Source organism: Paenilisteria portnoyi, assembly GCF_014322795.1.
Classification (GTDB): Bacteria; Bacillota; Bacilli; order Lactobacillales; family Listeriaceae; genus Listeria_A; species Listeria_A portnoyi.
In genome coordinates, this window is record NZ_JAASTT010000018.1 from 23,106 (window position 1) to 49,482 (window position 26,377).

The 26,377-nt window shown below is 42.5% G+C and carries 26 protein-coding genes and 1 riboswitch; of the genes, 10 read left to right on the plus strand and 16 right to left on the minus strand.

The window, feature by feature from the left end:
• Positions 1 to 39: 39 nt before the first annotated feature.
• Positions 40 to 1,722, minus strand: coding sequence for an alpha-amylase family glycosyl hydrolase (locus HCJ66_RS11955; RefSeq protein ID WP_187133336.1), 1,683 nt, complete (start codon positions 1,720 to 1,722; stop codon positions 40 to 42).
• Positions 1,723 to 1,950: 228 nt separating this feature from the next.
• On the opposite strand from HCJ66_RS11955, the gene HCJ66_RS11960 reads away from it, so the two are divergent.
• Positions 1,951 to 2,979 carry a LacI family DNA-binding transcriptional regulator gene (locus HCJ66_RS11960; RefSeq protein WP_187133337.1) on the plus strand — a complete coding sequence of 343 codons (1,029 nt, stop codon included), beginning with the start codon at positions 1,951 to 1,953 and terminating at the stop codon, positions 2,977 to 2,979.
• Between the two features lie 52 nt (positions 2,980 to 3,031).
• Here HCJ66_RS11960 and HCJ66_RS11965 read toward each other — a convergent pair whose 3' ends face one another.
• From HCJ66_RS11965 to HCJ66_RS11985, 5 genes are all read right to left on the minus strand, one after another.
• Positions 3,032 to 3,376: a type II toxin-antitoxin system RelE/ParE family toxin gene (locus HCJ66_RS11965; RefSeq protein ID WP_187133338.1), complete on the minus strand. Its 345-nt coding sequence runs from the start codon at positions 3,374 to 3,376 to the stop codon at positions 3,032 to 3,034.
• A 4-nt stretch (positions 3,377 to 3,380) separates the two neighbouring features.
• The gene (locus tag HCJ66_RS11970) at positions 3,381 to 3,602 is read right to left on the minus strand and encodes a hypothetical protein (RefSeq protein ID WP_187133339.1); all 222 of its coding nucleotides are present in this window, start codon (positions 3,600 to 3,602) and stop codon (positions 3,381 to 3,383) included.
• 268 nt (positions 3,603 to 3,870) lie between these two features.
• Entirely contained in the window at positions 3,871 to 4,377 is a 507-nt protein-coding gene (locus tag HCJ66_RS11975; RefSeq protein WP_425489656.1) for a GNAT family N-acetyltransferase, read from the minus strand.
• Between the two features lie 20 nt (positions 4,378 to 4,397).
• Positions 4,398 to 4,577, minus strand: coding sequence for a type II toxin-antitoxin system Phd/YefM family antitoxin (locus HCJ66_RS11980; RefSeq protein ID WP_077913905.1), 180 nt, complete (start codon positions 4,575 to 4,577; stop codon positions 4,398 to 4,400).
• A gap of 130 nt (positions 4,578 to 4,707) precedes the next feature.
• Complete coding sequence (locus HCJ66_RS11985) at positions 4,708 to 5,073, minus strand: VOC family protein (protein ID WP_187133341.1); 366 nt, start codon at positions 5,071 to 5,073, stop codon at positions 4,708 to 4,710.
• Between the two features lie 160 nt (positions 5,074 to 5,233).
• On the opposite strand from HCJ66_RS11985, the gene HCJ66_RS11990 reads away from it, so the two are divergent.
• Positions 5,234 to 5,791 (plus strand): DUF1269 domain-containing protein, encoded by a 558-nt coding sequence (locus HCJ66_RS11990; RefSeq protein WP_187133342.1) that lies wholly within the window; start codon positions 5,234 to 5,236, stop codon positions 5,789 to 5,791.
• Positions 5,792 to 5,834: 43 nt separating this feature from the next.
• Here HCJ66_RS11990 and HCJ66_RS11995 read toward each other — a convergent pair whose 3' ends face one another.
• Positions 5,835 to 6,794: a nucleotidyltransferase domain-containing protein gene (locus tag HCJ66_RS11995; protein ID WP_187133343.1), complete on the minus strand. Its 960-nt coding sequence runs from the start codon at positions 6,792 to 6,794 to the stop codon at positions 5,835 to 5,837.
• 187 nt (positions 6,795 to 6,981) lie between these two features.
• Between HCJ66_RS11995 and HCJ66_RS12000 the strand changes: the two genes are divergently transcribed.
• From HCJ66_RS12000 to HCJ66_RS12010, 3 genes are all read left to right on the plus strand, one after another.
• A complete protein-coding gene (locus HCJ66_RS12000) occupies positions 6,982 to 8,544 on the plus strand; it encodes an ABC transporter substrate-binding protein (protein ID WP_187133344.1) in 1,563 nt (520 codons plus the stop codon).
• 141 nt (positions 8,545 to 8,685) lie between these two features.
• Positions 8,686 to 9,636: an ABC transporter permease gene (locus HCJ66_RS12005; RefSeq protein WP_187133345.1), complete on the plus strand. Its 951-nt coding sequence runs from the start codon at positions 8,686 to 8,688 to the stop codon at positions 9,634 to 9,636.
• 4 nt (positions 9,637 to 9,640) lie between these two features.
• The gene (locus HCJ66_RS12010; protein WP_187133378.1) at positions 9,641 to 10,543 is read left to right on the plus strand and encodes an ABC transporter permease; all 903 of its coding nucleotides are present in this window, start codon (positions 9,641 to 9,643) and stop codon (positions 10,541 to 10,543) included.
• A gap of 52 nt (positions 10,544 to 10,595) precedes the next feature.
• Here HCJ66_RS12010 and HCJ66_RS12015 read toward each other — a convergent pair whose 3' ends face one another.
• Genes HCJ66_RS12015 through HCJ66_RS12025 form a run of 3 tightly spaced genes read right to left on the minus strand, consistent with a single transcriptional unit; the run spans position 10,596 to position 11,566 of the window.
• Positions 10,596 to 10,850 carry a BhlA/UviB family holin-like peptide gene (locus HCJ66_RS12015; protein ID WP_187133346.1) on the minus strand — a complete coding sequence of 85 codons (255 nt, stop codon included), beginning with the start codon at positions 10,848 to 10,850 and terminating at the stop codon, positions 10,596 to 10,598.
• Positions 10,851 to 10,883: 33 nt separating this feature from the next.
• Positions 10,884 to 11,249 (minus strand): ArpU family phage packaging/lysis transcriptional regulator, encoded by a 366-nt coding sequence (locus HCJ66_RS12020; protein ID WP_187133347.1) that lies wholly within the window; start codon positions 11,247 to 11,249, stop codon positions 10,884 to 10,886.
• Positions 11,250 to 11,263: 14 nt separating this feature from the next.
• The gene (locus HCJ66_RS12025; RefSeq protein WP_187133348.1) at positions 11,264 to 11,566 is read right to left on the minus strand and encodes a hypothetical protein; all 303 of its coding nucleotides are present in this window, start codon (positions 11,564 to 11,566) and stop codon (positions 11,264 to 11,266) included.
• A 226-nt stretch (positions 11,567 to 11,792) separates the two neighbouring features.
• On the opposite strand from HCJ66_RS12025, the gene HCJ66_RS12030 reads away from it, so the two are divergent.
• Both HCJ66_RS12030 and HCJ66_RS12035 read left to right on the plus strand, forming a co-directional pair.
• The gene (locus tag HCJ66_RS12030; RefSeq protein ID WP_036089381.1) at positions 11,793 to 12,494 is read left to right on the plus strand and encodes an ABC transporter ATP-binding protein; all 702 of its coding nucleotides are present in this window, start codon (positions 11,793 to 11,795) and stop codon (positions 12,492 to 12,494) included.
• A 10-nt stretch (positions 12,495 to 12,504) separates the two neighbouring features.
• Positions 12,505 to 15,888, plus strand: a complete 3,384-nt coding sequence (locus HCJ66_RS12035; RefSeq protein ID WP_187133349.1) for an ABC transporter permease — start codon at positions 12,505 to 12,507, stop codon at positions 15,886 to 15,888.
• Between the two features lie 214 nt (positions 15,889 to 16,102).
• Here the strand turns inward: HCJ66_RS12035 and HCJ66_RS12040 are convergent, their stop codons facing one another.
• Positions 16,103 to 16,621, minus strand: coding sequence for a thiaminase II/PqqC family protein (locus HCJ66_RS12040; protein WP_187133350.1), 519 nt, complete (start codon positions 16,619 to 16,621; stop codon positions 16,103 to 16,105).
• Positions 16,622 to 16,704: 83 nt separating this feature from the next.
• Positions 16,705 to 16,811, minus strand: a riboswitch (TPP riboswitch).
• 241 nt (positions 16,812 to 17,052) lie between these two features.
• On the opposite strand from HCJ66_RS12040, the gene HCJ66_RS12045 reads away from it, so the two are divergent.
• Together HCJ66_RS12045 and HCJ66_RS12050 are read left to right on the plus strand one after the other, a co-directional pair.
• The gene (locus HCJ66_RS12045; RefSeq protein ID WP_187133351.1) at positions 17,053 to 17,517 is read left to right on the plus strand and encodes a universal stress protein; all 465 of its coding nucleotides are present in this window, start codon (positions 17,053 to 17,055) and stop codon (positions 17,515 to 17,517) included.
• A gap of 125 nt (positions 17,518 to 17,642) precedes the next feature.
• Positions 17,643 to 18,587, plus strand: coding sequence for a DMT family transporter (locus HCJ66_RS12050; RefSeq protein WP_187133352.1), 945 nt, complete (start codon positions 17,643 to 17,645; stop codon positions 18,585 to 18,587).
• A 34-nt stretch (positions 18,588 to 18,621) separates the two neighbouring features.
• On the opposite strand, the gene HCJ66_RS12055 is transcribed toward HCJ66_RS12050, so the two are convergent.
• The 5 genes from HCJ66_RS12055 to HCJ66_RS12075 form a co-directional block, all read right to left on the minus strand.
• On the minus strand, positions 18,622 to 19,581 hold the full coding sequence (locus HCJ66_RS12055; protein WP_187133353.1) for a glycosyltransferase family 2 protein: 960 nt from the start codon (positions 19,579 to 19,581) through the stop codon (positions 18,622 to 18,624).
• The gene (locus HCJ66_RS12060; RefSeq protein ID WP_187133354.1) at positions 19,571 to 21,268 is read right to left on the minus strand and encodes a DUF6044 family protein; all 1,698 of its coding nucleotides are present in this window, start codon (positions 21,266 to 21,268) and stop codon (positions 19,571 to 19,573) included. The genes HCJ66_RS12055 and HCJ66_RS12060 overlap by 11 nt, the downstream gene beginning before the upstream one ends.
• Before the next feature lie 83 nt (positions 21,269 to 21,351).
• Positions 21,352 to 21,948 (minus strand): PBECR4 domain-containing protein, encoded by a 597-nt coding sequence (locus HCJ66_RS12065; protein WP_187133355.1) that lies wholly within the window; start codon positions 21,946 to 21,948, stop codon positions 21,352 to 21,354.
• A gap of 282 nt (positions 21,949 to 22,230) precedes the next feature.
• A complete protein-coding gene (locus HCJ66_RS12070; RefSeq protein ID WP_187133356.1) occupies positions 22,231 to 24,138 on the minus strand; it encodes a right-handed parallel beta-helix repeat-containing protein in 1,908 nt (635 codons plus the stop codon).
• Between the two features lie 348 nt (positions 24,139 to 24,486).
• On the minus strand, positions 24,487 to 25,491 hold the full coding sequence (locus HCJ66_RS12075) for an alcohol dehydrogenase (RefSeq protein ID WP_187133357.1): 1,005 nt from the start codon (positions 25,489 to 25,491) through the stop codon (positions 24,487 to 24,489).
• Positions 25,492 to 25,623: 132 nt separating this feature from the next.
• On the opposite strand from HCJ66_RS12075, the gene HCJ66_RS12080 reads away from it, so the two are divergent.
• The gene (locus HCJ66_RS12080) at positions 25,624 to 26,355 is read left to right on the plus strand and encodes a glucosamine-6-phosphate deaminase (protein WP_187133358.1); all 732 of its coding nucleotides are present in this window, start codon (positions 25,624 to 25,626) and stop codon (positions 26,353 to 26,355) included.
• Positions 26,356 to 26,377 lie beyond the last annotated feature (22 nt).

Consider the following 26,377-nt stretch of genomic DNA (forward strand, 5'->3'; position numbering starts at 1 on the left):
GTACAATCGAACCTCTCTTTTTCACCTTAAAACCCCCTCCTAGCCTTTACTTGTTAGCCAACGGAATTCGTAAGGAGCAAGTACAATTGGAGCGCTCCCAGAAACCGGTTGATTTTTTAAAATATCCCAATTCGCAGTGACATCACACGATATCGACTGATCAGATAAATTATGCAATGCAAGAACACTGTCTCCCGAAGCATCCACACGCCTAATCGCAAAAATTTCTTTCCCGAAATCCACAACCTCCATCGGCACATTGGGATGGAATAAGCCTTGCGTTTTACGAACCTGAATCATTTCTTTAATTCCTTCAAAAGTACGATGCATCAACGTTTCCGCGTTCGCAAGTTCCGTCTCAATCTCCGAAATCGGATATTTTTTGCGGTTGATCGAGCGATTATGTCCCGTTTCCGCAACACCATCGAGATCATTTCGAGCGCCTAGAATGCTTTGCACGTAAACCGCTGGAACACCTGGAATCGTCAGCAAAATCGAATGCGCCAACAAGAATCGCTGTAGCCGCGTATCATCGTTGTCCGCCAATCGATTCAGCGCATCCATGTACGTCACATTCACCTCATATGGACTCTGCGTTCCATCAGGATTTTGCTTATACGAAACAAGCGCGCCTTCCTTTTCCAAATCCGCTACCAGAGCCAAAATCTCCTCTTCCTGCAAAATTCCGCGAATCGGATTCAAGCCAATACCATCATGCGAAGCTAGGAAGTTGAAAAACGTCGCATCCTCACCAGGCAACTCCAAACCACGCGCCCAGCCAGACAATGCCTCCCCATTTCCAGTATGTATCGCCTGCAAAACAAGCGGTGGCAACGGGAACTGGTACACCATATGTGCCTCATCTTGGCCATTTCCAAAGTAAGTAATATTATCCTTATGCGGCACGTTCGTCTCCGTAATCATCACCGTTCCAGGAGCAATTTCATCCAGAATATCACGGAACAACTTCACAATCTCATGTGTTTTTTCCAAGTGAATACAAGACGTCCCAGGCTCTTTCCACATGAAACCAACCGCATCTAAGCGAATATACTCCGCGCCTTCTTCCAAATAAAACGCCAAAACATCAATCATTTTCAATAACACATTCGGATTTCTAAAATTAAGATCAATCTGATCCGCACTAAACGTCGTCCAAATATGCTTTTTCGTACCATCCGCCATCTCAAACTCCGTCAAAACCGGCGTCGCCCGCGGCCTAGTAACCGCCGTCAAATCCGTATCTTTCGGCAGCGAAACAAAGAAATCATCATACTCCGTGTCCTGATTCAGAAACCCTTGAAACCAGTCACTTTTCGCCGACATATGGTTACAAACATAATCAAACATCAACCGCGTCGATTGCGTCAAATCCGCAACATTTCGCCAATCACCAAGCTTCGGATTCACCTTTTTGTAATCGATCACCGAAAAGCCATCATCCGAAGAATACGGATAAAACGGCAAAATATGAACCACCTCAAACATCTCATCCAAGTACTTGTCATACATCTTCTTAAGCGTCGTCAGTGTCGGCTGATCCTTTTCCCAAAACTGATCACCATATGTAATCATAACCACATCTTCTTGATCCCAGCCTGACTTCCGTTGCTTTAACTTCTTCATTTTTGTTTCTTGTATTCGCTCTCTAACCTTTTTCTCAAGAGATATAGCGCTTTCACTTCCATATATAGATTCCAATCGACTTAACAGAATATTCATTTCTACCTCCTTTTATGGTACCGCTCCCACAAAAAGAGTATATTACAGAAAGCGCTTTCTGTCAATGCTCTTTTTTACACATCACGAAAAAAAAGGCTCTAACACTTTATTAGCAGACATTTCATTTCTTATTGGACATCTTTACCACAATTGAGTAGAATAGATAACATAAGTATATAAAGATGGGAACGGTCTCATCAAGATAGAAACAAGGAGGAAACAACTAAAATGGGAGCCACTATTTACGATATAGCACGTCACGCTGGAGTCTCGAAATCCACCGTTTCACGCGTACTCAATAATCAGACAAACATTTCCGCCGACTCAAAAAAACGCGTTCTCACAGCCATTGAGGAACTGCAATATAAACCAAGCAAACTAGCACGCGCACTAACAAATTCAGGATTCGATGCAATTATGGTCATTTCAAATCGTCCAACCAAGACCACAGCAGGAAATCCATTTTTCTCAGAAATCATCCATTCCATCTCGGCTATTGCAGAAGATCAGAATTTCGATTTAATTCTCCAAACCTCCCAGAATACGGATGACGAACTCGATAAATGTATTGCCAAAATCAAAGAAAAAATGATCAAAGGAATTATCATGCTAAGCTCGCCCGCCGACGAATCCTTTTTCGAAAAACTAGATCCATTTAATATCCCCATCGTTGTGACTGGGAAAATCGATGGTAACTACGCAAATGTTTACTCCGTCGACACAGATAATTTCCAAGACTCCTACGAACTAACAAATCTACTTATCAAAAATGGACATAAAAACATCGCTTGCCTTCATGCACCATTGAACTACCATGTCTCCATCGACCGGCTCGCTGGGTATCGCAGTTGTCTATTTGATCACCATTTAGACATCCGTCGTGACTGGATTCTTGATAGCGGCTACACTGCCGAAGACGCTTATAACGCCGCGAACCAGCTACTATCGCACCCAAGTCGTCCAAGCGCCATTTTTGCCACTGATGATTTAAAAGTGCTCAGCATCTATAAAGTAGCATCCGAGCACAACTTGCAAATACCACAAGACCTGTCCATCGTCGGTTATAATGACCGCGTTGTCTCCACCTTCCTGTCACCGCCTCTGACAGCAATCGATATCCCCACTAAAAGATTAGGAAAAGCGGCTACCGAGTTACTCTTCCACTTAATTCAGCAAAGTGGTACCCCCAGTAAAAATATGATTATCGAAACAAAACTCATTAATGGCGCATCAATAAGCCATCTAATTACACATTAAAAATCTGGAAAGTACACTGTCTCTGATTTAGACAGGCACTTTCCAGATTTTTTTATAGTTCATAGATTGACAAGGTATCTTTAATAATACCTGTGTAATCGGACGGACCAGACAAAATACGATGGACCTCAATAAGTTGCTGTTCTTCATAATACACATAAAATACTGTATACCGATCAAAGCTAAGTTTACGATACGGCTTAGAAAGATACTTCTCACTAGCGTACAGACTACCCAACTTAGGGAATGCAGCTAAATTCAAAAATAACTTATCTACACCTTTACTGAAATTCTCCGCAGCCTGGGCTTGATATAAATCTTCCAACAAATAGAGAGAAATACTTTCATAATCCATACTAGCATGTCTAGAAAGGCTAATTTTCACGCTTTCTCCCATACATTCATTCCCACTCAGTAACAGACTCAGCACGCGCACGATCTGTCAAAATGGCTACTCGACTCTTCACTTCTTCCCAAGTACTTATATTCCCAGTCACGAAATCCGTTTCTGCTTGGCTCAACTTCTCGCTAACCATCTCTTCTGTTGCAGCCACCCATGTAGGTTCATAGGCGAATTTGGTTGCTGTTTCATTCACATAGCTTTCTTCCATGTTTGATGTCATTTCCTACACCTCCGTCTTTTATCTTTCTATTGTAACACACAAGGAATCTCATCTCCACCTTTTCATTCACTTTGTGTCAATTTCGTTTTTTGCATTGGTTTCACGCTTTTTTCACCACAGAAAAGAGGTTGAGACAAAAACTCAAGATAAAGCAAAAGCGCCCTCCCATTTCTTCGGGTAGGGCGAAAAATTCTGCTTTAAACAAATCGAGCGAAAGCGTTTGTATTCAGGGGATTTATCTGGGTTATGTCTCAGCCCCCTTTAACATCTATATATTCCGAACCATCACATGGACAGTATGCTCTTTTCCAGCAAATGTTTGTCTTTTCTCTTCCTGTTTTTCAAAGCCAAGATGCGACCAAAAACCAATGGCCTCTTTATTCTCCTCAAGAACACCAATTCGCAATGAATCTGCACTACCATCCGATGCCCAATCCTTAATAACTTGATAAAGAACTTTCCCAAAACCACTACCACGCTCTTCTGGTATCAACATTAGCAGTCCGATAATCCACTGTCCTTTTCGAGGGAAGTCTGCAACCACATCAATCAGTCCAATCGGCTTATCCGCCTCATCAAGCACTGCCATCACAAATTTATCCAACTTCGTCTTGCCCTTTGGTATTTCCGTAATGATATCGCGCGCATTCTCTGTTGTCGCTACCGTTCCTTGCTCTATCAAGAAATAATCCTCGCATTTCGCACATACTTCCTCAGCCAATTCTACATCTTTCTCCGTCAAAAATTTCACATGATAATTCCGCTTTTTATCCAAATATCTCACCATTCCTTTATTTATTTCGTAACCGCACGCGTCTCATATTGACACATCTCTTCATATGTCTCAATGCTCATCACTACCATATCCCCATGCCCATTCTTCGTCAAAAAAATAGGTTCACTACGTTCGTGGACAATTTTGGAAATATCAGTAAAATTATTTCTCAGATCCGAAACCGGTCTAATTTCAGGCATCTCCTTGCCCTCCTCTTATCATAATATTATCATTATTATATCATAATTATGATATAATAGCTAGCAAAAATCCGATTTTAAACAAAGAAAATAGCCAGTCCTCAAACCGGCCATTTCCTAATAAATCCAATTAATATGCACCCTCCAGAATCAAAATGCTATTCCCCTCAGGATCCGCACATCGTAGCTCTTTTCCTCCCCAATCTGCCAAGAATGGTGGTTGAATATCAACCCCGTTAAATTTCAACGTCTCATACGTCTTATCTAAATCCGCCGACCGAAAAACAAATTCCATCGGGCCTTGCGTTGCCACATCATCACTCGCCTTATCCCAGACAATAATTCCAGGATCATGTCTCGAAAAAGCCAATTTAGCCCCGATATAATTACCGTGCCCCTCAAACACCAGTGGCACGCCCAACTGTTCCTTATAAAAACGTACAAATGCTTCTGGATCACTAACCGCAATATTTATTCCCTCAAAACCTTCAATCATAGCATTTCCTCCATCCTTCATTTCATATTATTTATTTCCCTAACAATCCAACACAAAACTAAAAACAGTTAACATTTTGTTTTCCTGCGCATAACGAGTATACTGAAATGGAGGCACAGTTTGCCGATATTTTATAGAAAATTTTAGGAGGCTATTCGACATGAGCAAGCAAATAAATAAAACAGTACTTATCATGAACTTCGAAACAGAAAGTAAGTCCTATCAAGCATTTTCAGAAATCAAAACACTTCATGCGGAAAGAAAAATTCACGGTGAGCAAATGGCGGTTGTAGAACACGACCACAATCATAAAATCAATGCTAAAGACTTCCTAGATTTCACAGGCGGCGACAAAAATATGAAAGGTAGCCTAATCGGTATGCTGGTAGGTATTTTAGGCGGCCCACTAGGCGTTCTTCTTGGTTGGATGACCGGTGCAATCATTGGCTCTTCACAAGATGCTAAAGAAATCCGCGACGCTATGAACGTTTTCGAAAAAACATTGGAAACCATCCCTGAAGCCCAAACTGGCGTTATCCTTATCGCCGAAGAAGAGCACAACGAATACATCAATGACATAGTAAATAATAAACTTGGCGGTCGCGTTGTTCGTATGGATGCAAACCTCGTTGCCCATGAAATAAACCAAGCACAACAAGCAGAAAACGACGCTAAGAAAAGCGCTAAAAAAGGCTGGTTCAACAAAAAAGAAGACTAATATGAAACTCCCATCCTAGCATAGCTCGCCTGTGCTAGGATTTCTATTTATACAGTGAAATCCGCAATTCCTCTATTTTATTCATATCCACCCGCTCAGGAAGATTCGTTTCCCTAGCTGCCCGTTCAAATTCCTCCTGCAAAACAGCGACCTTCTCTAAAATATCCTCAAATGATATCGCTCCATTTCGAATCGCCATCAACAGCTCATGCTCTGCCCGTCGTTTCGTTATAATTCCTTTTCCCTCTAAAATATCTCGCCCCGTCACCAACATTCTAACCAAATGCATCGCGTGCTTATACAATCTCGGTAAATCTTTTGGGTGCTCCCCTGTCCCGATTTTTCCATACGTACGCATCGTTCCTTGCATCTCCCCATATATCCCGATAAAATCTCGTAACGGATATCCTTGCAACATCGCATCCATCACAATCTCGCCATTCTCCATTCGTAGTCCCAAACCATTATCGCCTATATCTGCATACTTCTCTTCAAAGTGCCTCATCTGCTTCTGCAATGTCTCCAAAATATGCTGTTCCCGCAAAACTCGCGACTCCTCATTTCGAATCAACGCATTTTGCAATCGCTTCAACTGGGCATTCGCATAATTACCAAACGTCTGCTCCACCCGCTTCGATAAAAACAAATCTGCATTATCACGCACTATCTGACCAATCTCTGAACAAATAACAACTTCATCCTCTTCTACGCCTAGTAATTCCAACACATTCGGATTCCCCTGTGCGCACAACTTAATAAACTTCTGCGCACCAAAAATGACAGTATCCGTCTCTTTCTCTTCAAACTGCTCAAACGTATTCAATCCCAATAAATACCGCTCATCTTCTATCAAAAAGCCCCGCAAATCCAAGTCACTCGTTTCAATATTCGTCCCATAACCATGAGATCCGCTAGCAACCAAATAAGCAGTCCCTTTCAAATCCTTATTATCCCGTAGAAAATCATATGCAGACGTCTCTATAACAGCCTCATAGTTCCTCATTTCAAATCATCCCTTCTCATCCTAATATTTCCTACCATTATACTAAAACTTGCTCCCTAAAAAATAATTATCTTCCACAATCAAAATATCTTGACTTTACTTACGAATCGGGGTATTTTAAGTATAACCAATTCCTACTTATAAAGTAAGAATTAAAAAGTAGTTACCTGAGAAAAGGGGAGAAAGTATGAAAAAAAGTATTTTATTCATTTTCACATTAGCCTTAATGTTGGTGTTAGCAGCATGTGGCGGTTCTGGAAGCTCATCTGATGACGCTAGTGGCTCTAAAGATAACAATTCTATCATCATCGGTGTTCCCGGAGATCCCGAGGTCGTGAATCCACTTTATTCAAGCGACCGTGTCACGTTAACAATCCAGCAAGCTCTTTACGCACCACTGTTCTGGGAGTACGACGGTAAGCCAGCACTTGCTGATAAACTAGACGTCTCCGCCGATAACTTAACATACACAGTCACACTAAAAGATGGTCTAAAATGGCATGATGGAAAACCCTTAACTGCCGACGATGTTGTTTTCAGTGTGAATTCCATTATTGATGAAAGACAAAACAGCCCGTTCCGCGGAAGCTGGGTATTTGGTGATAAACCTGTGAAAGCAGTTGCTGAAAATGCAACGACTGTAAAATTCACACTACCACAAGTTGCCCCTGCTTTTGAAAACACATTAAAAACTTTCTTCCCAATTCCAAAACACATTTTTGAAGGTGTTGCAGATATAGGTAAGAGCGATAAAAACAATGAACCAGTTGGATCTGGTCCTTATAAATTCGTGAACTATAAATCTGGCGAATACTATTCACTAGAGAAATTCGACGATTATTTCGATGGTAAACCAAAACTAGATAAAGTAACCTATCGTATCACAAAAGACCAAAATGCCGCGAATCTAGCACTGCAAAATGGTGAAATCAACTTAAAATCCATTCAACCTGCCGAACGTAATAAAGTTGAAAAAGCAAGTGATGTCAACATTATCACATATCCAGAAAACCGTTTAAGCTACATCGCATTCAACCAAAACGTCACAGCACTTAAATCAAAAGACTTGCGCCAAGCCATTTCACTAACACTTGATCGCAAAGATTTAATCGACGCTGCTTACGGTTCACAAGAGTACGCGAAACCAGCAAGCTCTCTCCTAACAGAGAATACAAAATTCTTCACTGACAAAGTAGAGACGTATAATCAAGATATAACGAAAGCGAAAGAACTTTTAGCGAAGAGTGGTTATAAATCTTCTGATAAACTCAATATTATTTATCTAAACAACAGTAAAGCACAAGAAAGTATCGCACTCTATATCCAAGAACAACTGAAATCTATCGGTGTCTCTCTAGAACTAAAACCAACCGATCCAACAGCAATGAACAACATCACACTTGATCGTAAAAGTGATGCCTACTCTCTTATGCTTGGAGGCTACATCATGGGTAACGATCCAGATCCATACAAAACACTTTATATGACAGGCGAACCGTATAACTACTCAAATTATAGTAATCCTGCAGTAGATAAACTGTGGAACGAAGGCGCAGTGACAGCAGATGATACGAAACGTCAAGCAATTTACGAGCAGATCCAAACAACAATTGCAGATGATGCTGCGATTTACCCAATTTCTTATGACAACGCCGTACTTGCGATTGACAAGAAATATCAAGGAACAAAAGAAGCAACACCACAACCTGTAACGATGTTCCGAGATTTATCTAAGCTTTATATTAAGTAAGTCTCGCCTCTCACATGCTATAATAACTTAATGTGTATAAAATGAAGCCCCAAACTGGCAGGAAAGCCCAGTTCCGATTTTCCTGTCGGTGAGGGCTTTACGTTGTTTTCACTATACTTTCTTGGTAAGGGGCTTTTCTTCATGATACAAACTATCTTCAAACGTGTATTACAAATTATACCGATGCTATTCATCATTTCGCTTGTTTCTTTTGCCTTGGTTCAATTGGCGCCAGGCGATCCAATTTCTTCTTTCGTTACGCCGAATATGAACCCTGATGATGTCGAGCGGATTCGTCAAAGCCTTGGTTTAGATCAACCAATTTATGTGCAGTATTTCAAATGGCTTGGTAATGTGTTACAAGGAAACTTCGGCTATTCTTTGATTAATAACCAGCCTGTACTCGGTCAAATTATCGAACGCCTACCTGCAACTATTGGCTTAATGGGAACAGCACTATTCTTTACGCTCTTATTCTCCATTCCACTTGGCCTCATTGCTGCCGCGTATGAAAATACAAAATTAGATCGTGTTCTTAATGCGATTTCGTATGTTGGCATCTCGATTCCTATTTTTTGGTTCGCAATGATTTTGATTGATGTGTTTGCGATTCGTCTCCATTGGCTTCCAAGTCTGGGAATGCGTACTATCGGTGTGGAATCCTTCTGGGATGTCGCAAAACATGCCATTCTTCCTGTCACTGCCTTAACTTTTCAAGGGTGCGCTTCGTATTATCGTTACGTGCGCTCCAATACGATTAATCAACTCAAAGAAGAATATGTGTTATTCGGTTATGCAAAAGGCCTTTCTAAAGCACAAATCATGCGGGATCATGTCCTGAAAAATTCATTGCTTCCAGTCATCACGCTACTTGGTATGTACTTACCGCAAATTATTACTGGAGCATTCATTACGGAAAGTGTGTTCTCTTGGCCCGGTATGGGTTCACTCGGCGTCAACGCGATTTTCCAGCTAGATTATCCAATGATTATGGCTATTACGATGTTCTCTGCCTTGTTGCTGATTATCGGTAACTTGCTTGCCGACGTCGCCTATACCATTATTGACCCACGCATAAGGGAGGTTAGCTAACATGATGAAAGCTGATTTGAGTAAATTCACAAAACCTAAAAATGTCCGACCTCCTGAAAAAGCACAACTACCTCGAGAACGCACATTTTGGCATTTCTTATTAAGTGAAAAACGCGGACTCATCTCGATTGGTATACTCGTCTTGCTTGCATTAGCTTGCGGATTGGCATTCTTATCGCCATATGATCCAAATGCGCTATCCATTCAAGATAAGTTACTCCCGCCAAGTAGTTCACATTGGTTTGGAACAGATGATCATGGTCGCGATTACTTCACACGCGTGCTATACGGAGGTCGTGTATCATTAACTGTTGGCTTCCTGGCTATGTTAATTGCCCTTGTTGTGGGAACAGTAGCTGGAACAATCAGTGGCTTCTTTGGTGGTATTGTTGATAGTTTATTGATGCGTTTCCTAGACATATTCATGTCGATACCATCGTTCTTCTTGTTGATGATTTTGAACGCTTATTTGAAGCCTGGTATCGGAAATATTATTTTGATTATCGGTTTACTCTCGTGGATGGATGTTGCTCGGATTGTGCGGGCTGAAACGCTGTCGCTTAAAGAACGCGAATTTATCCTGTACTCGAAATCAAGTGGTGCAAGCGTTTGGCACATCATCGTCCGGCATATCATTCCAAACGCAATGCCTTCGATTGTTGTTGCAGCTTCTCTAAATATTGCTGCTGCGATTCTAACGGAGTCGGCGCTTAGCTTCCTAGGACTCGGCGTACAACAACCGAATTCTTCATGGGGTAGCATGCTGAACAATGCGCAGGGCTATATCGGAGACGCTACATATTTAGCACTCTTCCCAGGCGCCTTGATTCTACTGACTATCCTGTCCTTTAATGTTCTCGGCGATGTGTTCCGAAAAGGTTTGGAACCTCGTGATGTGCATAAATAATTGTTATGTACAGCCCTGGTGCAATCAAGCATCGGGGCTGTTTTACTCCTATCTATTTCACTTTTAATTCAATCACATCTGCGCGCATCTCGTTGACGGCTTGTTCGATGATTTTGATCTCGCTAGCTAATTCACTTAGATTATCAATTGTTCGCTGGTAACGCTCTTCCCGTTCATCATTCTTGCGCATCATCCATACTAACAAAGCTACAAACAGGATGCCAAATGTGATTTCGGTCGCGTTTGCCACTAAATTCTCTAGTCCCGTAATAATCACTTCCAAACTGTAATAGTTTTTCTTCCCCATCTCCATCATACCTCCCCGTTCAGTATGATTTTCTTACATAAAAACTAGTTCCTCCTGCGAACACTCGTTTTCATAAGCGCTTAGAAACGCTTCCAATGCGGCTTTCTTCAATCGGTAATAATGGGATTCACTCCAACCGATACTCATGTAAACCTCAATGTTTGTCCGTTTCTCCCGCGACACGTACTTTGCTAACAGGACTTCCCGTTGATCGCTGTTTAACTTATTGATTGCCTCGGTTATCTGCTTAATTTCGATATACGCTGGTTCTTCGGATATTTTTTTTGTTAGTCGCAATTCGTTTTCGTTCGTGCGCCTCGGCATACTTCGTTTTGGTAGACTTAGTAATAAGGCGTTGTACTTGAACAATAAATGCTCGGCTTCTTTGCATTTGCTCATTCATTATGCTCCCCCTAAGACTGCTTTATTTTGGTTAAAATAGTTTCATATAGGTGTTGCCTTTCTTGGTCGTCCCATGTTGCTAATTGCTGTTTGGAATAGGTTGAAAAGTAGCTGATAAGGGATACTTGTGTGCGTATGTTGCTCGCTTCCTCATCGTTGTTCTCTAATTTTTCTTGTTCTTTTCTCAGATTTCTGATTTTACGACATATAAAGCATTTGCGATTGCATTGGTAAAACGTGATCGCTTGTTCGTTGTGAAAATCAACCAGCCGCGAGAATAGAACATTAATTTCTCTCTGTCTTTTTTTATTCATCTTAATCTCTCCCTTGCCCCATTTTTTAAGGAGTAATCCTACTATAAACCCCACTGAATACGAAGTCAAGAAAAAACGAACACTTGTTCCTAATTCGTTTTATAGTTGGCTATATAGCTTGAATGAAGCGGTTTATTATTTTTAAATTTGGGAGTTTTTTTGAAAATTTTGTGCTATAATAAAAACGTTAATGTTCAAAAACTAACATACGGATGGAGTTGCTGGAATGGCTTTTGTCGAAATGGATCAGATCTATAAGCGCTATCAACTGGGCGAGAAAATAGTGACGGCAAATGATGGTATTACGTTTCAAATTGAACAGGGTGAATTTGTTATTATTGTTGGTCCTTCTGGTGCTGGGAAGTCGACTGTGCTCAATATTTTGGGCGGCATGGACATGAGCGATGAGGGGCACGTTTATATTGATGGAACGGATATTGCGGCTTTTAACGCGAAGCAATTGACGGGATATCGGAGGCAGGATGTTGGCTTTGTGTTCCAATTTTATAATTTGGTGCCAAGTCTGACGGCGAAGGAAAATGTGGAGCTAGCGACGCAGATTTCACCGAATGCCATGGACGCAGAGGTCGTTTTGAAGCAAGTTGGCTTGGAGGAGCGGATGGATAATTTTCCGGCTCAGCTGTCAGGTGGGGAGCAGCAACGGGTTGCCATTGCCAGAGCGCTCGCGAAACAACCGAAATTGTTGCTTTGTGATGAGCCAACCGGTGCGCTTGATTATAATACTGGAAAAGCGGTTTTGAAGTTGCTTCAGGATACGTGTCGAAACACTGGTACGACAGTGATTGTGATTACACATAACACGGCGATTACGCCAATTGCTGACCGTATTATCGAGATTAATAACGCCAAAGTTCGTGATGTCAAAATTCAGAAAAATCCTGTTTCGATCGACAGCATTGAATGGTAAGGAGAATCCGATGAAAAAAGCATTATGGAAAGATATATGGCGAGAAATCGCAAAATCTAAAGGCAGATTTATTTCGATTTTCCTACTCATCGCGCTCGGTGTGGCCTTTTTTGTGGGCTTAAAAGCGACTGGTCCTGATATGATTAACACGACGGATAAGTACTATGACGCGCAGAATTTGATGGATTTGCAGGTGCAGTCGACGTACGGTTTGAACAAGGATGATATTGCCATTTTAAATGATATTCCGGGTGTGAGAACGGTTCAGCCAGGCTATACGACGGATGTGATGTTCCAGGATTCGCTGCTCATTACGAAGGTTTTTTCTTTGCCACAGAATAATCTGATTAATAAATATACCGTTGAGAAAGGCCGGTTGCCGACGAAGAGTGGCGAAATCGCGATTGATTCTATCGGGAAAGCCACAAATCATTACAAAATTGGCGATAAAATTACATTCGTAAACAGCGATGGTAGCGCTATGAAAGGGAAGTTTCATGTCACTACTTTTACGGTTGTTGGGACGGTTTCTTCGGCGGAATATATCGAAAAAGGAACGCGCGGGACGTCGACAATCGGGAATGGACGCGCGGATATTTTTGCAGTGGTTCCTGAGGCTGATTTTGATGCAAAATATTACTCGACAGCGTTCATGACGTTTGATAATACGGTGAATGCGGAGGCTTATAGTGATGCGTATGATTCGGCGAGCGAGCGAAATACAGCACTCGTGAAAACAGCGCTAAAGGGGCAACCAGAAGCTCGATTGGACGCGATTCAAGCGGATGGCCAGGTGAAAATCGATGAGGGGCGCAAAAAAATCGCGGATGGCCTTGCGGAAATCGAGAAGAATCAGCGGAAATTGGATGATGCGCGTGCGACGATAGATCAAGGCTGGGCGCAGTATTATGACGGCAAACGGGAGCTGGAAACGAAGCTCGCAGATGGCCAAGCTGAGATTGATAAGAACGAGGCAAAACTTGCGCAGGCTAAGAAGGATATCGCGGTGGCGGAACGAAAGATTGCGGATGGCGAGGCGCAGATTAATGACGCCGAATCGCAATTGGAAGACGCCCAGTTGGAGCTGGAAGATGGGCAGATGATGCTTGACGAGAGCAAGGAACAACTCGCGATGGTGCAACGTTTGTACAACGCTGTGAAGGACTATACGCTTGGTGATATTCCAGTCGCAGATTTGGATGAAGAGACGCAACAGGAGATCATTGATAATGCCAACGCGTTTGATCCCGAGCTCGGCGGCTACATTCAAGATTATTTTGACGGCACGCTTTCGGAAGATCAGCTAAACCGCCTGAAAAACGAAGCTACCAGTCAGCTTGCGACGGCAAATAAGGAAGTCTCAGATGCCCAGCGGGAAATCAATCGAAACCGCCAATTGCTCGCCGATAAACAACGCGAATTAGCAACGAAGAAACGGGAGCTGGATCAGGCTAAAGAGAAGTTAGCGCAAGGCAAGACGGACTACGCAAATGGGATGGCCAAGCTTAAAGCAGGGAAGCAGAAGCTCGCGGACGCCAAAACAGCTGGTTATGCTAAACTCGACGCTGCAAAAGCCAAGTTGGATGCTGCTGAAGCGACGTATGCGGCGAATTTAGCTACTTTTGAAGCGGAGAAAAAGAAGGCTCTGGCGGAGATTGCTACCGCGAAGAAAGACCTCCAAATTGCGCAGGAAAAATTGGACGCGCTCGATTTGCCGAAGTATTTTATTAGTGATCGGACGGATAATCCTGGTTATACGGAATATAAAGATAATGCGGACCGGATTGCATCGCTTTCCACAGCCTTTCCTGTGTTCTTCTTTTTGATTGCCGCGCTCGTTTGTTTGACGACGATGACACGGATGATTGAAGAGCAAAGAACGCAGACTGGGACGCTAAAAGCGCTTGGATACAGCAATGTCGATATTATCGCTAAATTCCTTGTATATGGGTCACTGGCAAGTCTAGCTGGGACTGTGATTGGACTCGCGATAGGTTTTCAAGCGTTCCCGCAAATCATTTTTGTGGCTTACGGTTCACTTTATAATTTGCCAGCGCTTGATATCTCCTTTTATTGGAGTTATAGCCTAATTTCGCTTGCCGTAGCGCTATTCTGTACGACTTTGACGGCTTTTGTAGCGTGTCGTGCGGAATTACGAGAAAACGCGGCTTCCTTGATGCGTCCAAAAGCGCCGAAAAATGGGAAGCGAATCTTGTTGGAACGCGTGCCTTTCGTCTGGAAACGGATGAATTTTACAAGCAAAGTCACAGCGCGGAATATTTTCCGTTACAAACAGCGAATGCTGATGACAATCCTTGGTGTGGCGGGATGTACAGCGCTTCTGCTCACCGGTTTTGGCCTCAAGAATTCGATTGGTGACATCGTGCCGCTACAATACGATCAAATTATGAAATACGATGCGGTCGTTGTTTTGGATAGTAATGCGACGAAAACGCCGCTTCAGGACTACAACACGATCATCGATAACACGCCAAATGTGAAAAGTGCTCTCGATGTTGCTCAAAAAAATATGACGGCAGTTGAAAAAGGTGTTGCAAATCAAGGCGCGACGCTGATTACACCGAAATCACTAGACAATTTCAGCAACTACGTCGTGTTACGCGACCGGAAAACACAGAAAGCCGTGCCACTAACCGATAATGGCGCAGTGCTATCGGAAAAACTCGCGAAACTATACGGTGTCAAACCTGGCGATTCCTTGACCATCAAAGACGGCGACAACAATCGTTATGAAATCAAGGTCACCGGCATCACAGAAACCTACGCGATGCATTACATTTACATGACGCCAACCTATTACGACCAAGTTTTCAAAAGTCAGCCAGAATATAATACCCAGCTACTTCAACTCAAAAATACCGATCAAAAATGGCAAGATAATTTTGCCGAAAAACTGCTTAAGAATCCCGCTGTGCTCGCCGTCACGTACACAAATACTGCGAGCAATGCGTTTGGAAGTACGATGGATAGTCTGGATATCGTGATTGTCGTGCTGATTATTTCAGCGGCAGCACTCGCCTTCATCGTTCTCTACAACCTGACCAATATCAACGTTTCCGAGCGGATTCGCGAATTATCAACCATCAAAGTACTCGGCTTCTATCCAAAAGAAGTCACGATGTACGTCTACCGCGAAAATCTGATTTTAACCATGATGGGCATCGTTGTCGGCTTCGTACTCGGGACATTCCTGCATCGTTTCGTCACCTCCACAGCCGAGGTCGATATCCTGATGTTCAGCCCGACCATCCACGCGATGAGTTATGTCTACGCAGCGATTCTAACACTGCTATTCTCAACGCTTGTCATGATTGTTATGCATATCAAATTAAAGCGAGTAGACATGATTGAAGCACTAAAATCAGTAGAATAACAAATAAGCGACTTGTTCTTAGTTTTAAGAGCAGTCGCTTATTTTTTTATCTAAATGCAGCAATTGTTTGTGGTATATTTTCAGACTTTGCAATCGCAGAAATGACCGCAACCCCTTCCGCACCAATTTTCAGCGCCAGACTGGAGCGCATCTTCCAAGGTAGACAGTAGCTGTCCTTCTGGAACGTCCTGCGTACCCGCAATAAAATAAACTTCTAACGTGTCTTTAACTCTAATTTCTGTGCGCCCAGTGTTTCGTCGGGTTGTACGTGACCAATACCCATCGACTGCGAAATAGCACTCGTTATAAAAGCTTTGGCGGTACGAATCGCGATTTCAGCCGTGATACATGCAGAAAAAGTATACCCAATACCATGTGTTTGCATCGTTTCGACTCGTTTTGCGCCGACCCCAAAAGTTGTGTCCCCATCCAAATCCACCGCCTCAATCCCCACATGAGAATAAAATTTTTCCCGCATCGCAAGTTCTGATACCTCCAAAGAAGCCAGCGACTGACTCAACCCCATCATCGCGCTGTAGTCATCCGCATAAGCAATCCCAAGCGCAATCACCTTCACATAATGCGTCAAATAATAATGATCCTGCAACAAATAATACCGAAACGCCTCCTTATCCAAACTCCCATCCACCAACTGCTGCACAAATGGATGATCCTTACTCCTTTGCCAAATTTCCCGATTTTCCGCATGTAACTCTTCCGAAAAACGCACCATTTCCAACTCCTCCTTTTTACATACAAAAAAAACGTCTCCCCTCACGTCAACAATAGCGTAAGAAAAGGCGTCATGATATCTACATCAAGTTCCCAATACTTCCCTACGCGAGTGCTAACTCAACAGGTTCAAAGGGTCCATGAATTATATTCATATCTCGGTCTTAAGTAAGACTCCCCCAGTATAATAGTCTGGTACACACGCAAGATAAATCGGCGGCAAGCGCTCAATTTGTTTAAAGCACAGTCTTCGTCCTATCAAAAGAACAAACATGCTCTATCTTGCATTCCATCCCAGTCTCTAATTATTCGTTTTTCACCACCAGTGTACCACAAATAAATTCGATTCTCCAAAAAATACGCGTTATCCACTGAAAAAATGGGTATGGTGTTACTAAGGGGAAACCAACGTAGAGAGGATGGGAAGTCAAAATGACAATCTATCATAGGATTTTAGTAGGTGTGGACGGCTCCAATGAAGCAGAAGAAGCTCTAAAACGCGGCATTCAAATTGCAAAAAAAGACGGCGCAACACTCGGAATCGGCTTTGTCGCTGATGTTCGTCGTATCGCTCCACTCATCGATTACGAGCAAACATACGCAAAAAAAGCCAAAGAATACGGCAAAGGCCTCGTCGAAATTTATAAAAATGAAGCAGAACAACTAGGCGTCGAAAACGTAGAAACATTCGTCAAATTCGGAACTCCAAAAACAACTTTTGTAAAGAAAATTATTGGGAAATTCGAGCCAGATTTGGTGCTAGTCGGATCTACCGGCTTAACACCAACCGAGCAATTTATATTGGGTAGCGTATCCGATTATATCGCCGCACATGCGCCTTGCGATGTTATTGTTGTCCGTGGGAAAAACTGGCGCGAACGCACAAAAATCGAATAGCTTAGCGAACCAAGTGGAAGGATAGACGCTCTGCTTGGTTTTATTCATGTAGGAAGCGCCAGCCTAATATGCTATACTACGAGTATTAACGCACTACATAGTAATAGAAAGAAGGCCTTACCTCCATGCAAACTGAAAAAACGAAAATGTCACTATACTTACTACTCGTCCTCGTTATGGCAAGTTGGGGACTAAACGTAACAGCCACAAAAGTCCTAGTCGCCCATTTCCCACCTATCACGATGACATCCTTCCGAATATTCACAGCCGCAGTCGCCGTTTTTATTTTTCTAATTGCAACCCGCAAATTCAGACTTCCAACACGACGCGAATTCGGCTATATCTTCGCCGGAAGTTTATTCAATATCGCGCTACACCATTACTTCCTAGCATCAGGTCTAACGATGACTACAGGAACAAATGGCGGACTTATCTTAGGAATCGGACCCGTATTAACAGCTATTTTAGCCGTTATTTTTTTGCATGAAAAAATTTCTATCCCACAATTAATCGGCCTCGTAGCTGGACTCCTCGGTGTGTCACTCATCGTACTCACTGGCGGCCAAGGGCTTTCAGGTGCCTCACTCGGAGATATCTATGTATTTATCGCCATTCTATCGCAATGTTTCAGCTTCATTATCATCAAACGCATCTCCGGCTCACTCGATCCACGGCTAATGACCGCGTATATGCTACTCATCGGCTCGATTTTGCTTTTCTGCACCAGCCTTATCGAAGAACCAAACGGACTTGCCCAAATGAGCGGCCATTCACCGTCCCTATGGCTACTTTTCTTCGCCTCAGCCTTACTCGCGACAGCGTTCGGCAACTTAATTTACAATTTTGCAGTCGGTCAAATCGGTCCATCCAAAACTGCCATTTTCATGAATCTAAATCCCTTTTTCTCACTTATCGGTGCGGCTTTATTCCTAAACGAACAGATTAGCCTGATGCAAATCCTAGGCTTCATCCTCATTATCATCGGCGTCATGCTCGGTTCAGGCGCTCTACCCGAACTCGTTCGTGCCAGAAAAAGAATCCGCAATCCTCAAAAAATCATGGATGAGTGATGCCTCGTAAAAAGCATTCCATCCATGATTCTAATTATTTCTGGACATAGGAACTCTGCTCCACAATAAATCGCGGTCTTTGTTTTACCTCAGAGTAAATACGCCCAATATATTCTCCAACAACACCTAAACTCATCATCTGCACGCCTCCAATAATCCAAATCGAAAGCATCAAAGACGACCATCCAGTCGTTGCCGTACCAGATAAATGCTGTATAAATGTAAAAATACCAATCACGATTGCAATGACAAACATAAGCGCGCCAAGTCCTGTCACCAGACGAATCGGCGCCACACTAAACGACGTCAAGCCATCCGCTGCAAAAGCAAGCATCTTCTTCAACGGGTACTTAGATTCACCCGCAAACCGTTCTTTCCGGTGATAATACACCTTCTCCGATTTAAACCCAATCAGCGGCACAATCCCGCGCAAGAAAATATTATTCTCTGGAAACAAGTTCATCTCCTGTAACGCCATGCTTCCAAGTAATCGGTAATCCGCATGATCTGGAATCAAATGAATCCCGAACTTACCCATCATACTATAAAATAAATGCGCCGAACCACGCTTAAACCGCGTATCCGTCTTACGCTCATCACGAATCCCATAAACGACCTCATAGCCCGCACGATATTTCTCCACAAATTCCGGAATCACACCAACATCATCCTGTAAATCCGAATCAATAGAAATAATACAATCCGAACGACCTTCCACCGCCTGCATTCCAGCAAGCAAGGCATTTTGATGTCCAAAATTCCGACTCAATTTCACACCATTTGTATAATCCTCCATCGCCATCGCATTCGCAATAATATCCCACGTCTTATCACGACTTCCATCATCCACGAAAAGCAAATCACTATCCTCATGTATTACCATTTTGTTCTTCATATCCCGCAGAATCAGCCCCAACTGACTCATCGTCTCCTTCAAAACTTCCTCCTCATTGTAGCAAGGAACAATAATCGTTAATAATGGTTTATCCCGCATTCAAGTCACCTACTTTATATAAGTATATTTTCCAAGTTGACTGTTCATCCTCAAATGTTTTTTCTAAATGTAGATTATTCTCCGCCGCATTATCAATTGGCACCGCAGAGAAAATATATTCCCCGCCCATATCTTTAAATGCCTTCGTATCAAGCTCCAAATGCTTAATATGCTTTGTAGAGTGCTTATCGAATAAATAATTTTTCCCAAGTTCTGCGGAGAATATATATACCCGGTTTCCCCAACCATCATAATAATCCTTCAACAACGGACTCTTATCCAGCTCTTTCGCAATAATCTCACGGAACTTCGCTTTATAACTTAGCGGATAGGAATTCACATACCCATCCAACGTATAAAAACCATTCTCCTGTGAAATCGAAGGGTGAATTCCAATACTCGCCACCCGGTAATCCTTCTGTGGCTTCCCAATATAGGCTTTTATATCCTGAAATTGATCCCTCGCATAAAACTGATCAATCGAAGGTGTCCCGGCCACGCGATAAAGGATCTCTGAATTCCCGGCAAATACCACGCCAATCTGCAGAACCAACCCTAAAATCGCAATTTTTTTCCACCAACCACCTTTACTCACAAAATAAACGAGCGCAAGAGCAAATAATCCATAAAAAATGAACGGCTGTAAAAAATGGAACCGCGAAAAGTTAAATGAGCGCATAATTGAAATCTGTTCTTTAATCGGATTCCAAGCATCCCACCACCAGAACGCGTACCAAATCGATAACGAGAAGTTAAGCGCCAGTAACCACAAAAATGGTTTTTGAGTTCGCCAATCTTTTTTCACTAACATCACAATGAAGGCTAGCAAAATCACTGGCAAAATAACATACGTAGCAAGCGATTGATCATGCGTATGTCCAATCGCGAAATTCTTAAACGTCAGCCTAATCGACCCTAAAAAACTATTATTTGGCAAATCAAATGCACTTCTTGAATCTGGCTCATTCGTTTGAAAAAACATCTGCGAAATAAAGCGATAATTCACCACACAATAAATGGCCGACATATAAGCCATACTACCAAAAAAGCGCCAATTCCAGCCACGTTTCTTCACAATATCATACACCCAAATACACGCCACTAAAAACAACAAGAAGCAAAAACCAAGAATCAGGCTGGAATAAAACGGCAACAGTGTCAAAATCAACCAATTCCAAATACTCTTCTTCCCTTTACGGATATTCAGAAACGCCCATAACGCAAGCGGCATTCCCAGCGTACTAAGCATTCCCGATGGCCAAAATGGCGTCAAAGCAAATGCGACTGCCACAAATAGTGTTATGTATTTTTTCGACGGATCTTTAATAATATAATCACGCAACCACAATCGCATACCAATAAACGCAATTATTCGCGTAATCAGCTGACTAACGGCAAAAGCGAGCGGTGTCGGAAAAATGGCGTACAACCACACAATTCCAACAAACTGCGAATCAAACGCATCCCTCGGCGCAACACCATCCAACATTTGAGGAATATTACTCCCCGTCTTCGCCAAATAATTCCCACTATCGAGCAATACCCGATACCACGTCATATTAGAATCCAAATTATCATGAATTCGGATATGACTGTTTCCACCAAGAATAAATAGCGGCGCCGTGAAAATAAGTATCAGCGCGATTGCCAACAATTCCTGCTTTCTTTCTATCACCCATGCTTTCATCCAATTACACCTCTTTTTTGCGTCTGTTGTCAATTATAACAATACTTCCCATGCATCGCAAAAAAAATAAAAAAATGAGGCCCTTACACCCTCACACTGCCAACTAAGCGCACATTTTGCTCCAAAAACTGCTCTACTTCTACTCTATAAGATTCCTTAAATAATAAATAAGTCCCTTCCCCCGTAGAAAAACACTCCTTTATAATACAAATCACAAAAAAACTCGGATTCAGTGTATCATACTTTCCATTTCGCAGATTCAAAAGTGATGTTGGCACATATTTATCTACGTGCGCATACTTCAACGTCATCGCCAAAATACTCCTACTCGATCTAATCGCCATATCATATGCCAAATGCAAGTAGGCGCCACGATGACATACTTTCACCTGATCTCCAATCAACTCATTCAAAAGCGGCAAAACTTGTAACTTCTGCTTTGTTGTACCATCTTTCTTCAAAATAACATCCTTTATCCGCAATGTTCTATTATCAATATCATTATAAAAAGTCGCAGCACCATGCCGATACTGTACACCGCACAGATGCATAAAATTCGATGCTGTCATATAAATAGAAAACTGCTTGATAGTTTCTTTATCCTTATACACATAAATAACCCGTTTGTTAACAAAATGTTCCTTAAAAAATGCATGCCCACTCGTCAGTTGTTTCAACATAGTTAACACTCCTCGTATAATGGGATAAAGAAAAGAAGAATAGCATTTGCTACTCTTCTTTTCGCATGACAGGTTTTTCCGTTGCTCGCCAACAGCCAGCCCTTATGTCTGGCATTTATATCGAATTTTTCCGTTGCTCGCCAACAGCCAGCCCTTATGTCTGACATTTATATCGAGTTGACCATGTGCCTGCCCACATTCTTTTCTCTAACCTGAGTATAGCACACACACGGTCTATCTTGCAACTTCTTTTTCAACACAGAATGACGTGTTTTTGACCCCTTATTCTGTAACTTTCACCTGCATCTCTGAATCATACGTCTCATTTCCATTCACCCGATAGCGCACTGCAACTTGTGTGTCCTTCGTGATATTGTTCGCTTTCACATTGATCAAGAAACTTCCGTCAGGGTTCACCGTTGCATTTTTAATACCAATGCCATTAATAACCACCATCACAATCTGATAACGCCCTTGATTATTCACCAACATGCCCTTAATATTCGTTTCGCCGACTTTATAATCTGCATACCCGCTGTATAAATTCTCAATAAACGGTGTCACCGAATTTGGAAGCTCAGGCGGCGCAATTCTTAGCGTCGACGGCATCGTATTATTCAGTACACGCGTCACATCCGTCTTCTTCGTACCGGAATTCCCCCAAATCAAGAGATTGTTAATATAATTCGAGGCGCCTGTATCCGCAACCGTTACCCAACCATTGATTTGCTTATCCCAAGAAGCCTGATTATCCGTGACACTAAGCAGCTCCACAGGATTTCGAACCTCCACCATTACCTTATAATAATTATCCACCAAGCCGTCAATATCAAAACGATTGTTCTCGATACTAATGCCACGCGATTTATTCACCGCACCCGTCAAAATTCGAATTGGATAGCGAATCCTGCCACTCGCATTGAAATCATTGTTTTTAATAATAATATTTTTCGGCGTTGTTTTCACACCTTGACGATCCCGTTCATACAGCGCCATAAACGCAAAATTATCATAACTATCCAACTGGACAAAATTATTCGTAACCCGCACATTTTCCGCACCTGACAAACGAATCGCCGTGTAACCCGTCATATTTTTCTGCAATGTTGCATCCACGCTATCCGCCACAATTTTGCCGTCTTTATCGGTCTGCACCTCATGCTGCAAGCTTAAATCTGTTGCCAGCGAATCCTTCTTTCTCCGCTCGATATTGTTGATTTTAATATTGCTCGGATTGTATTTATTGCTGCCTTCACCGCCAATAAGCCTGTTGCTATCAATGATAATATTATTATTCGCGGCACCATAACTATCAATTCCGCCGTCCACCATCGATTTCCGATCATCCGCTGAATATTCCATGTTGGCTGGTGCATAAAAATGCTGCGTACCATAGCGCTGCATCCAGTCCTTGATCTCATTCCCAATAATCGAAATCTGTTTCGTACCACTACCACCATTTCCGCGATACATCACGATGCCCGCACGACCAATATTTTCAATCTTATTCTTCTCGATAACCATCGTTTGGCAATACTCCATAGCGATCCCACTCTGCAAATTAGAATTCCGAATTTCCGAGTTTTTCACCGAACCATTTTTAATCCCACCCAAATAAATAATCGAGTTCGCCTGCTCATTCCCGTCCGCAATAATGTTATCTATTTGAATATTATCGAGGCGCTCGTAAGGCTCAGCAAGCGATGTACTATCATCCTTATAATCACCTGCAAAATTAATCAATGAAAACGCATAAGCATGTCCACTCATAATGACTTGATCAATTTCATACCGAATGCTGATATCACGAATCAACACGTTCTTTATGTACTTCGGGTTCGCAGCATTCGCCGCCTCTGTCGTCAATCCTTGCTTTGGCGCTGTAAAAACGAGTTCACTATCTTTCGCATTCGTCGTTGCTCCTTTGATAACCGCATTAGACGGGACTTTTAACGTATTATCAACGTAGTACTTTCCTGTCCCAAATTGAATCGTCGTACTGTCCTCGCTCGAATTAACCGCTTCCAATATTTTCGCCCATCCAAGTGCGTTAGTCGTTGCCGCTGCCTTATTATCCTTCTCCATAAAGCGATCCACCTGAATCACTTCAGCCGCCTGCGTCCTAATCCCACCACCAAAAACGATCACACACATTATTGCCACAACAAAAAACACTACTTTCCTCTTCATAAAATCGACTCCCTTTATATTTATATCCATTTCAACACGATTTGTGTCGAATTGGATATAGAAAGTATACCCTGACAAAATGCTTGAAACAATCGTATTTTCCAATAAAAACACACAAAATCATGATATTTCATTGTTTTTCATCAATATTATAAAAAGTTACATCTCAAGATTCCCACCCATTTTTTAAACTAGCAACTCCGAAACAAAATCGAGTTTTCCACAATAAAAACATAGCAAAAAATACTCTTTATCCCCTAATTCCCCATTTCCCAAATGTGACAATTCCACGGCAAAAAGCCCTTGTAAGCGAAACCAAGGACTTTTTCACACCTATTCGTTTATTTATTAGTCGTTAAAAACGATAACTGCGCGGAATCTTGTTTTTCCAGCCATCATTTTTTCGTAAGCTTCGTTAATTTTTTCAAGTGGATAGACTTCAATCATCGGCTTAATTCCTTGAAGATTACTGAAACGTGTCGTATCTTCACCATCCACCGGCGTTCCACTATACCAACCTTGGAACGACTTGCCGCCGCCAACCATAATTCCCGCCTGAATTTCAACTGGTTCTGCTGGTACCGCAACATCCACAACTTTCCCATTTGGCGCTAGAATCGTCGTTAACGCTGAAATTGCCTGCGCGTTCGGAGCCGTTGCAAGAGCTACTGTTACACCACCGAGCGCGTTCACTTTATCCACCCAATCCGCTTTTGTCGTATCAAAATAATGATGCGCACCAAGTTCGCGAGCCAAGGTTTCACGCTCTTCGCCACGAGCCAGCGCGACCACTTCGTAACCTAATTTATTCGCATACTGAATCGCCAAATGTCCTAAACCACCAACGCCTTGAATCGCGACAAGGCTTCCCGCTCGAACCACATTATTTCGCAGCGCATTAAACGTCGTAATCCCCGCGCAAAGCAGTGGTGCCGCCTCCGCTGAATCCAGCTCCTCAGGAATCGCAACAACCGCATCATGCGGCGCAATCATAAACTCCGCAAAACCACCATCATAGCTAATCCCACACGTCTGAACCGCTTCACAATTCGCAAAATCGCCACGACGACAAGGCTCACAATGGAAACAATGTCCACCGTGCCAACCAACACCAACTTTTTGTCCCACTTTCCATTCCGTCACCCCATCACCAACCGCGTCCACACGGCCAACAACCTCATGCCCTGGAACCGCTGGATACATATTCTCTGGCAACTGACGAACCATACTATCACTATGACAAACGCCACACGCCTCGACTTTAATCCGAACCTGATTCGCCTTTGGACTCGGAATTTCTCTCTCCACAATTGTATAATCCTGATTTGGCCCGTTAAGCTGTGCTACCTTCATCCCATCACGCTTCTTTCCTCATTTTTTAACAAGTTCAGTATACACCTTCCAGTTCACTCTAAAGCAAGTCAGAACGTTGCAAAATTACAAAAAACACGGTATTCTGGAGTTAATCGACAAGGAGGAGAACTAATGAAAATTATCCGTACAAAAACATATGAAGAAATGTCTAAAAAAGCGTATGACGTTGTAAAAGCAGTCATCGATTCCAAAGCAAACCCAGTAATCAACACAACAACTGGCGCAAGCTATGACGGTATGTTCGAAAATCTCGTAGAAGGCATCAATAATGGAGAAGTCGATATTGAAAAAGTGTTTATGATGAACCTCGATGAATTTATCGCCCCACGCGAAAGTTCATTCAGCGTATACAGTTACATGCATCAAAAATTCTACGACCAAATCAAAAAACAACCACGCGAAATCGGCCTATTAGATGGTAGTTTCTCCAATTTTGATGAAGAAATCGCGCGCTATAATAAGATTTTGGATGCTAACAAACGCGATTTACAAATTCTCGGACTTGGTGTAAACGCTCACTTAGGTGCAAATGAGCCTGGGACACCTTTTGACTCTCGCTTATTCCTAGCAGATAGCGATGATTCGACGATTAATAGCACGATGCTTTACTACAAAGTGACACGTGAAGAAGCGCCAGAACAGATGCTGACGCTCGGTCTTGCCGATATGATGGAAGCCGAACAAATCCTCGTAACCGCTTCTGGCACAAGAAAAGCAGAGGCTGTGAAGGCAACACTTGAAGGACCAATCACCGAAGATTGCCCAGCATCTATTTTGCAAAAACATCCAAATGTCGTGTTCATTATCGACGAAGCAGCAGGATCGTTACTGACTAAGTATTAAAAACTTGGAATCAGGGGTGAAA

Bases quoted from the DNA above. Each gene is read 5' to 3' on its own strand.
- HCJ66_RS11955 (WP_187133336.1), bottom strand. From the start codon at position 1,722: ATGAATATTCTGTTAAGTCGATTGGAATCTATATATGGAAGTGAAAGC.
- HCJ66_RS11960 (WP_187133337.1), top strand. From the start codon at position 1,951: ATGGGAGCCACTATTTACGATATAGCACGTCACGCTGGAGTCTCGAAA.
- HCJ66_RS11965 (WP_187133338.1), bottom strand. From the start codon at position 3,376: ATGGGAGAAAGCGTGAAAATTAGCCTTTCTAGACATGCTAGTATGGAT.
- HCJ66_RS11970 (WP_187133339.1), bottom strand. From the start codon at position 3,602: ATGACATCAAACATGGAAGAAAGCTATGTGAATGAAACAGCAACCAAA.
- HCJ66_RS11980 (WP_077913905.1), bottom strand. From the start codon at position 4,577: ATGCCTGAAATTAGACCGGTTTCGGATCTGAGAAATAATTTTACTGAT.
- HCJ66_RS11985 (WP_187133341.1), bottom strand. From the start codon at position 5,073: ATGATTGAAGGTTTTGAGGGAATAAATATTGCGGTTAGTGATCCAGAA.
- HCJ66_RS11990 (WP_187133342.1), top strand. From the start codon at position 5,234: ATGAGCAAGCAAATAAATAAAACAGTACTTATCATGAACTTCGAAACA.
- HCJ66_RS11995 (WP_187133343.1), bottom strand. From the start codon at position 6,794: ATGAGGAACTATGAGGCTGTTATAGAGACGTCTGCATATGATTTTCTA.
- HCJ66_RS12000 (WP_187133344.1), top strand. From the start codon at position 6,982: ATGAAAAAAAGTATTTTATTCATTTTCACATTAGCCTTAATGTTGGTG.
- HCJ66_RS12005 (WP_187133345.1), top strand. From the start codon at position 8,686: ATGATACAAACTATCTTCAAACGTGTATTACAAATTATACCGATGCTA.
- HCJ66_RS12010 (WP_187133378.1), top strand. From the start codon at position 9,641: ATGAAAGCTGATTTGAGTAAATTCACAAAACCTAAAAATGTCCGACCT.
- HCJ66_RS12015 (WP_187133346.1), bottom strand. From the start codon at position 10,850: ATGGGGAAGAAAAACTATTACAGTTTGGAAGTGATTATTACGGGACTA.
- HCJ66_RS12020 (WP_187133347.1), bottom strand. From the start codon at position 11,249: ATGAGCAAATGCAAAGAAGCCGAGCATTTATTGTTCAAGTACAACGCC.
- HCJ66_RS12025 (WP_187133348.1), bottom strand. From the start codon at position 11,566: ATGAATAAAAAAAGACAGAGAGAAATTAATGTTCTATTCTCGCGGCTG.
- HCJ66_RS12030 (WP_036089381.1), top strand. From the start codon at position 11,793: ATGGCTTTTGTCGAAATGGATCAGATCTATAAGCGCTATCAACTGGGC.
- HCJ66_RS12035 (WP_187133349.1), top strand. From the start codon at position 12,505: ATGAAAAAAGCATTATGGAAAGATATATGGCGAGAAATCGCAAAATCT.
- HCJ66_RS12040 (WP_187133350.1), bottom strand. From the start codon at position 16,621: ATGGTGCGTTTTTCGGAAGAGTTACATGCGGAAAATCGGGAAATTTGG.
- HCJ66_RS12045 (WP_187133351.1), top strand. From the start codon at position 17,053: ATGACAATCTATCATAGGATTTTAGTAGGTGTGGACGGCTCCAATGAA.
- HCJ66_RS12050 (WP_187133352.1), top strand. From the start codon at position 17,643: ATGCAAACTGAAAAAACGAAAATGTCACTATACTTACTACTCGTCCTC.
- HCJ66_RS12055 (WP_187133353.1), bottom strand. From the start codon at position 19,581: ATGCGGGATAAACCATTATTAACGATTATTGTTCCTTGCTACAATGAG.
- HCJ66_RS12060 (WP_187133354.1), bottom strand. From the start codon at position 21,268: ATGAAAGCATGGGTGATAGAAAGAAAGCAGGAATTGTTGGCAATCGCG.
- HCJ66_RS12065 (WP_187133355.1), bottom strand. From the start codon at position 21,948: ATGTTGAAACAACTGACGAGTGGGCATGCATTTTTTAAGGAACATTTT.
- HCJ66_RS12070 (WP_187133356.1), bottom strand. From the start codon at position 24,138: ATGAAGAGGAAAGTAGTGTTTTTTGTTGTGGCAATAATGTGTGTGATC.
- HCJ66_RS12075 (WP_187133357.1), bottom strand. From the start codon at position 25,491: ATGAAGGTAGCACAGCTTAACGGGCCAAATCAGGATTATACAATTGTG.
- HCJ66_RS12080 (WP_187133358.1), top strand. From the start codon at position 25,624: ATGAAAATTATCCGTACAAAAACATATGAAGAAATGTCTAAAAAAGCG.